We start from the raw sequence: 6,807 nt of genomic DNA, 5'->3' as shown, positions 1-6,807 counted from the left end.
AGTCTATAATTACATAATAAAAAGAATTAAAATAGGAGCTTATCTTAAAAGATAGCTCCTTTACTTTCCTACTTTTTAGATTTAACTAGATATTTTTTATTATGGAATAAAAGCATTAAAGCACTTAATGTAACTCCTAAACCAGATAAAACAATAAACACAGTCTCCTGAGCTGATGAAAATCTGTTAAAAGTTACCATACATATAAACATCGCCAGTAATAATAAAATATCGTACAACCTGTCCATTGAAGAAAATATTCCCCCTTTGTGTAAAAGTATTTTTCATTTGATAACAACTCAGATGATACTTTATATTATATACTAAATTAATCAATAAGTTGTCTTTTTGGTATATTAAATTTAATAGTTTTTTCGATTTCTTCTAACATAGATTGATTTTTAGGATCTATGAAAAGGCAAGTATATCCTTTTTCACCAGCCCTACCACATCTACCTATACGGTGAATATAAGATTCTACAGTTTCAGGTATATCATAATTGTATATATGAGTAACACCTGTAACATCTATACCACGAGCAGCAACATCAGTTGCAATTAAATACTGTAAATCAGCATTTCTAAAGGATTTCATTATACGCTCACGTTTAGATTGTTTAACATCACTATGTATCTTAGCGCAGTTATATCCACGTCTAGCTAAGTCCTCTTCAAGTTTATCAACTCTAGCCTTAGTTCTACAGAAGATTATTGATAAGAATGGATTATCATTATCTAAACACTTACATAGAGCATCTTGCTTGTGTCTATCTGTAGTTTCAACAACCTCTTGTATTATATTATCTAAAGTAACTTCCTTAGATTTTATAGCTATAACAGCAGGATCTTTCATATATCTATAAGCAAGTTTTTTAACAGCAGAATCCATAGTAGCTGAGAAACATAAAACTTGAGATTTTTTAGGAACATCCTTCATTATAGTTTCTATATCATTTTTAAAACCCATAAATAGCATTTCATCTGCTTCATCAAATACTACAGTCTTTAAATTTTTAAGATTTATAGTACCTCTCATTATATGATCTATAAGTCTACCTGGAGTAGCTATAACTAAGTGAATATTTCTCTTTAGCTTATTTAACTGGGCTGAAATATCCTTTCCTCCATATGCAGCTAATATATTTATATCTTTTCCTTCTTTTAACTTCATAGCCTCTTCAGTTATTTGAATAGCAAGCTCTCTTGTAGGAGTTAAAATAAGTCCTTGTATATTATTATCATTAGTAGATATATTTTCAAACAGTGGAAGTAAAAATGCTAAAGTCTTACCAGTTCCTGTTTGAGCCTGAGCTATAACATCACTACCATTTTTTATTATAGAAATACTTTCTTCTTGTATAGGAGTTGGTGTTGATATACCATTTTTTGATAAAACATTTACTATGCTTTCACTAATTCCTAAGTTTTTGAAATTCATAAGTTATTACCTTTCACTTAAAATATTTTATTTAAATATAACTAATCTATAATACCACACTATCATAAATTATTCTAATAAATTCTACATATATTATATCCAATGTATAGCATATTATATAAATCATTAGCAAAAGCAAATGATATATAAGCTGAAGTAATATTTTAAGCAACGGATGTAACCGAAACGAGAATAAGAGTCTGATGGTTTGAGATAAACTTTAATTAACATATATTACAAAATAGYTAACATTATAAATCTAACAATTCATATTAAATTAATTTTAGATATTTATTACATTTATATATAAGAAATGAAAATACTAAATATATACATACTAATTTGGAGGAAAAATATGAAGTGTAAATGGTCATCAAATACAAACCACAAATGTATATGCAAATATGATGCAGATGAAAGTGGCTATTGCATATTTCATAAAAAAAATAAAAGCAAAGAAGAAAATGAAAAAGTAATAAAACTTATAAAAGAAAACAAGATAAATGATTTTAGTGGCTTTGCATTTGAAGAGAAATTTAATATAAATGAAATTATAGGTTATCCATACGAAGAATTAAATTTTACAGAGACTACCTTTATAAAGGAAGCTTTATTTAATAATTATATATTTAATGGGAAAGTAATATTTAATAACACAAACTTTTTAGAATTTACTACATTTATAAATAGTCAGTTTAGGTATAGTGTGACATTTAACAATGCAATATTTAACCCAAGACACTCAAATAAAAAAATATTCATGGGCGTTATATTTACGGGCCAAAATTTAGTAATGAACTCTGTACACAATCTTCCTAGAATGGATGGAATAAAGTTTGATGAATATACAAAATTTATACTACTAGATGTAGATTATGAAAAAGAACACTATATAAATGGAAAGATAAATTATAGAATAGCTAGAAATCAAGCTAATAAAATAGGGGATCACGAAAGAATAGGTTACTACTATTATAAAGAAAGAGTTTACGGATCTAAAAGTATGAAAGTAGAAGATTATCCAACCTATAGAGATTATCTATCATCTAAATTTTTTGATGCACTTTCAAAATACACTGTAGGTTATGGTGAAAGACCATGGAATGTATTAATAGTAAGTATAGTCACTGTAAGTGTATTTGCACTTTTATATATGTTTATAGGAATAGAAACTTTAAATAATGAGCTTATAGGAATAAGTATGAGTACATTAAAAAATTACTCGTTAACAGAAATTATAGATACATATATAGACCTTTGGTATTTTAGCATGGTTACATTCACTACAGTTGGATATGGTGATATGATAGTAACATCTGCAATAGGAAAAATATTAGTAAGCCTTGAAGTTTTTTTGGGTGTAACAATAGCTGCATCATGGACATCTGTAATAATAAAAAGGATGATAAGGTAGTTAGTAAATAATTACTGATATATTATCAATTAAATAGGAAAAAATTAAACTATACTTATTAATCCAAGAAGGTGACAATTTTGAGAAAGAGACTTAAAAAATTACTACTATTAACCTTTGTATTAATACTATCTCTACCTACTTTTAGTTATTGTGATGACAACAATAAAGTAGACAGATACTCTAGATCATCAATACTTATAGACCAAAATACAAATAGAGTAATGTTTGAAAAAGATCCAGATGCAAAAAGACCACTGGCCAGTCTTAGTAAAATGATGACATTTTTAATTGCTATAGAAGCTATAGAAAACAAAGAAGTAAATAAAAATGACATTATAACAATAGACAATGACATAGCAAGGGTAAAGGGATCTAGTTATCACTTAAAAGTAGGCGAAAAAGTACCTCTTTATGAGCTTATGAAGGGACTTATGATAGTATCAGGAAATGATGCATCAATAGCAATAGCAAAACACATAAGTAAAGATGTAGACACTTTTGTAAACAGAATGAATGAAAAAGCGAAGGAGTTAGGTATGACAAATACAACATTTGTAAATCCTAATGGACTTCCAATATACAATCTTCAAAATCCTAAAGAACCTCCAAAGGAAAACATATCTACAGCAAGGGATATAGCTAAACTTGGAAAGTATATGTTTGATAACTATGAAAAAGAAGTAACAGCTATAACTGATATGCAGGTATACTCTTATCCAGAAAGAGGATTTCAAAAAAATAATACCAATGCGCTTTTAGGTATAATACCTGCAGTTGATGGTATAAAAACAGGTTACACTGGAAATGCAGGATATTGCTTAGCTTTTTCTATGGTAGTAGATAAGGATGAAAAAAATGAAATAAGACACAGAATGATAGGTGTAGTACTTGGTGCTAATCATAAAGAAAAAAGACTTTCAGCATCATTATCTTTATTAAGATATGGTAAAGATAATTTCTCTACTAAAAAGGTTATGGAAAAAGATCAACTAATAGGTAAAAAATATATAAATGGATTAGAAGAATTAGAAGTTGTATTAAAAAGTAAAGATGAACTTTATGCAACATTAAAAAACACTGAAAATTTAAATTCACAAATAACACTTAAAGAACTAAAATATCCAGTTAAAAAAGGAGATACAATAGGAGTAATAAAATACTTCACAGAAACTGGACAGGTTATAGGTAGTGTGGATGTAATAAGTGCCAATGATATTGATAATGCATCTCTAGTAACTAAAATAAAAATGATATTTACTGATTAAATATAAAGAAAAATGTATATAATCTAGATAAAAAAGGATAAAAATAAAAGATATAAAAAATGTTGTATTTTTAAAATCCTTATGATATACTATCTAAGGTGAAAATAACAATACAATAATCACGCACGGCAATGTGATCTTTGAAAGGTGCCCAATGTGGTTTTTCAGAGAGATGACCATGCCGGAGGATAAAAACCAAGGAGGACTAGAAATGTCAGTAATATCAATGAAACAATTACTAGAAGCTGGTGTACACTTCGGACACCAAACAAGAAGATGGAACCCTAAGATGGCTCAATATATATTCACAGAAAGAAACGGAATATATATAATAGACTTACAAAAAACAGTTAAGAAAGCTGAAGAAGCTTACAAGGCTATGAAAGAAGTAGCTGAAACTGGAAAGCCAATMTTATTCGTAGGTACTAAGAAACAAGCTCAAGAAGCTATAAAAGAAGAAGCTGAAAGATGTGGAATGTTCTACGTTAACGAAAGATGGTTAGGTGGAATGTTAACAAACCACAAAACTATACAAACTAGAATAAACAAATTAAGAGAATTAGAAAAAATGGAAGCTGAAGGTGTATTCGAAGTTCTTCCTAAGAAAGAAGTTATAAAATTAAGAGCTGAAAAAGAAAAGCTTGAAAAATACTTAAACGGTATGAAGGATATGCCTGAATTACCAGGAGCTATGTTCGTAGTAGACCCAAGAAAAGAAAACATAGCAATACAAGAAGCTCACAGATTAGGTATACCAGTATTCGGTATAGTTGATACTAACTGTGACCCAGAAGAATTAGACTACGCTATACCAGGAAACGATGACGCTATAAGAGCTGTTAAGTTAATAACTGGTGCTATGGCTAACGCTATAATAGAAGCTAGACAAGGTGCTGAAGAAGAAGTAGAAGCTGAGCAAGAATAATAAAACAACTTAATGGTAAGGGTCAACTCCCTTACCATTAATAATATACATATGGAGGGTACTCAAAATGGCTATAACTGCACAAATGGTTAAAGAGTTAAGAGAAAACACTGGCGCTGGAATGATGGACTGTAAGAAAGCTTTACAAGAAGCTGAAGGAAACATGGAAAGAGCTGTAGATATATTAAGAGAAAAAGGATTATCTAAAGCTGCTAAGAAAGCTGATAGAATAGCTGCTGAAGGATTAGTTGCTATAGAATTAAATGAAGATAACACAGTTGCTTCTATGGTAGAAGTTAACTCTGAAACTGACTTCGTTGCTAAAAACGAAGATTTCAAAACTTTCGTTAAGGATGCTGCTATGATGGCTTTAGCTACTGATAAAGAAGACGTAGCTGGATTATTAGCTGAAACTCACAACGAAGGAATAGCTTTATCTGAAGTATTAAACAACAGAATAGCTACAATAGGAGAAAAATTAGACGTAAGAAGATTCGTTAAGATAGCTACAGAAGGACAAGTAGCTGGATACATCCACGGTGGTGGAAAAATAGGTGTTTTAGTTGAAATGATAACAACTGCTAAAGATGCAGAAGTTATAGCTATGGGAAGAGATATAGCTATGCAAGTTGCAGCTATGAACCCTAAATATGTTTCAAGAGACGATGTAGATCAAGAATACATAGCTCACGAAACTGAAATATTAACTCAACAAGCTTTAAATGAAGGAAAGCCAGCTAACATAGTTGAGAAAATGATAAAAGGTAGACTTGAAAAACAATTAAAAGAAGTTTGCTTATTAGAACAACCATTCGTTAAGAACGGAGATTTAACAATAAAAGCTTTAGTTGCAGAAACTGCTAAGAAAGTAGGAGCTGACATAACTTTAGGAAGAGTTGTTAGATTCGAAGTTGGAGAAGGTATAGAAAAGAAAGAAGAAAACTTTGCTGAAGAAGTTGCTAAGCAACTTAAGTAATTGTAAAAGAGAACACTTAAGTGTTCTCTTTTTTTGAGACATATATTAGTAAAAGGTAGGAGGATTTCTTTTATGAAACCAATGTATAAAAGAGTACTGTTAAAACTTAGTGGTGAAGCACTATCAGGGGATAAAGGTTTTGGCATAAACAATGACGTTGTAAACGAAATAGCAGTAGCAATAAAGAAAATTCAAGAAGTAGGCGTTGAAGTATCTGTAGTTGTTGGTGGTGGAAACTTCTGGAGAGGTAGAACATCAGAAGGTATGGACAGAACTACAGCAGACTATATAGGTATGCTTGCAACTGTTATGAACTCTATGGCACTTCAAGATGCACTTGAAAACATTGACGTTCAAACTAGAGTTCAAACTGCTATAGAAATGAGACAAATAGCAGAACCATATATAAGAAGAAAAGCGGTTAGACACTTAGAGAAAGACAGAGTAGTTATATTTGGTGCTGGAACAGGAAATCCATATTTCTCAACTGACACAGCTGCAGCTTTAAGAGCGGCTGAAATGGAAGCAGAAGTTATACTACTTGCTAAAAATGTTGATGCAGTATACGATAAAGACCCTAAAGTACATGCTGATGCAGTTAAATTCGATGAATTAACTTATATAGAAGTTTTACAAAGAGAGCTAAAAGTAATGGACTCTACAGCAACATCTTTATGTATGGATAACCAAATACCTATACATGTATTTGAATTATCTACAGATAACATAATAAAAGCTGTTATGGGTGAAAAAATAGGTACTGTAGTAAGATAATATTATATAAAG

7 protein-coding genes are annotated in these 6,807 nt (G+C 30.0%); 5 read left to right on the top strand and 2 right to left on the bottom strand.

Annotated elements, in window-relative coordinates; genetic code table 11:
- Positions 1-68 precede the first annotated feature (68 nt).
- Together G3997_RS06640 and G3997_RS06635 are read right to left on the bottom strand one after the other, a co-directional pair.
- The gene (locus G3997_RS06640; protein WP_296644680.1) at positions 69-248 is read right to left on the bottom strand and encodes a hypothetical protein; all 180 of its coding nucleotides are present in this window, start codon (positions 246-248) and stop codon (positions 69-71) included.
- Positions 249-328: 80 nt separating this feature from the next.
- Positions 329-1,438, bottom strand: a complete 1,110-nt coding sequence (locus tag G3997_RS06635; RefSeq protein ID WP_296644679.1) for a DEAD/DEAH box helicase — start codon at positions 1,436-1,438, stop codon at positions 329-331.
- 355 nt (positions 1,439-1,793) lie between these two features.
- Between G3997_RS06635 and G3997_RS06630 the strand changes: the two genes are divergently transcribed.
- The 5 genes from G3997_RS06630 to pyrH all read left to right on the top strand — a co-directional run bounded on the left by G3997_RS06630 (position 1,794) and on the right by pyrH (position 6,795).
- A complete protein-coding gene (locus tag G3997_RS06630) occupies positions 1,794-2,852 on the top strand; it encodes a potassium channel family protein (RefSeq protein ID WP_296644677.1) in 1,059 nt (352 codons plus the stop codon).
- 80 nt (positions 2,853-2,932) lie between these two features.
- The gene (locus G3997_RS06625; RefSeq protein WP_330616113.1) at positions 2,933-4,120 is read left to right on the top strand and encodes a D-alanyl-D-alanine carboxypeptidase family protein; all 1,188 of its coding nucleotides are present in this window, start codon (positions 2,933-2,935) and stop codon (positions 4,118-4,120) included.
- A 211-nt stretch (positions 4,121-4,331) separates the two neighbouring features.
- The gene (gene rpsB, locus G3997_RS06620; protein ID WP_296644674.1) at positions 4,332-5,045 is read left to right on the top strand and encodes a 30S ribosomal protein S2; all 714 of its coding nucleotides are present in this window, start codon (positions 4,332-4,334) and stop codon (positions 5,043-5,045) included.
- Between the two features lie 67 nt (positions 5,046-5,112).
- The gene (gene tsf / locus G3997_RS06615) at positions 5,113-6,021 is read left to right on the top strand and encodes a translation elongation factor Ts (protein WP_296644672.1); all 909 of its coding nucleotides are present in this window, start codon (positions 5,113-5,115) and stop codon (positions 6,019-6,021) included.
- Positions 6,022-6,093: 72 nt separating this feature from the next.
- A complete protein-coding gene (gene pyrH / locus G3997_RS06610; protein ID WP_296644671.1) occupies positions 6,094-6,795 on the top strand; it encodes a UMP kinase in 702 nt (233 codons plus the stop codon).
- Positions 6,796-6,807 lie beyond the last annotated feature (12 nt).

Origin of the sequence: Romboutsia sp. 13368 (assembly GCF_018336475.1) — a bacterium.
GTDB lineage: Bacteria > Bacillota > Clostridia > Peptostreptococcales > Peptostreptococcaceae > Romboutsia.
Note: the sequence above shows the minus strand (reverse complement) of the source record. Positions and strands in the feature narration are given on the sequence as shown.

Excerpts from the sequence above, each read along its gene's own strand:
- G3997_RS06640 (WP_296644680.1), bottom strand. The coding sequence starts at position 248 with ATGGACAGGTTGTACGATATTTTATTATTACTGGCGATGTTTATATGT.
- pyrH (WP_296644671.1), top strand. The coding sequence starts at position 6,094 with ATGAAACCAATGTATAAAAGAGTACTGTTAAAACTTAGTGGTGAAGCA.
- G3997_RS06630 (WP_296644677.1), top strand. The coding sequence starts at position 1,794 with ATGAAGTGTAAATGGTCATCAAATACAAACCACAAATGTATATGCAAA.
- G3997_RS06635 (WP_296644679.1), bottom strand. The coding sequence starts at position 1,438 with ATGAATTTCAAAAACTTAGGAATTAGTGAAAGCATAGTAAATGTTTTA.
- tsf (WP_296644672.1), top strand. The coding sequence starts at position 5,113 with ATGGCTATAACTGCACAAATGGTTAAAGAGTTAAGAGAAAACACTGGC.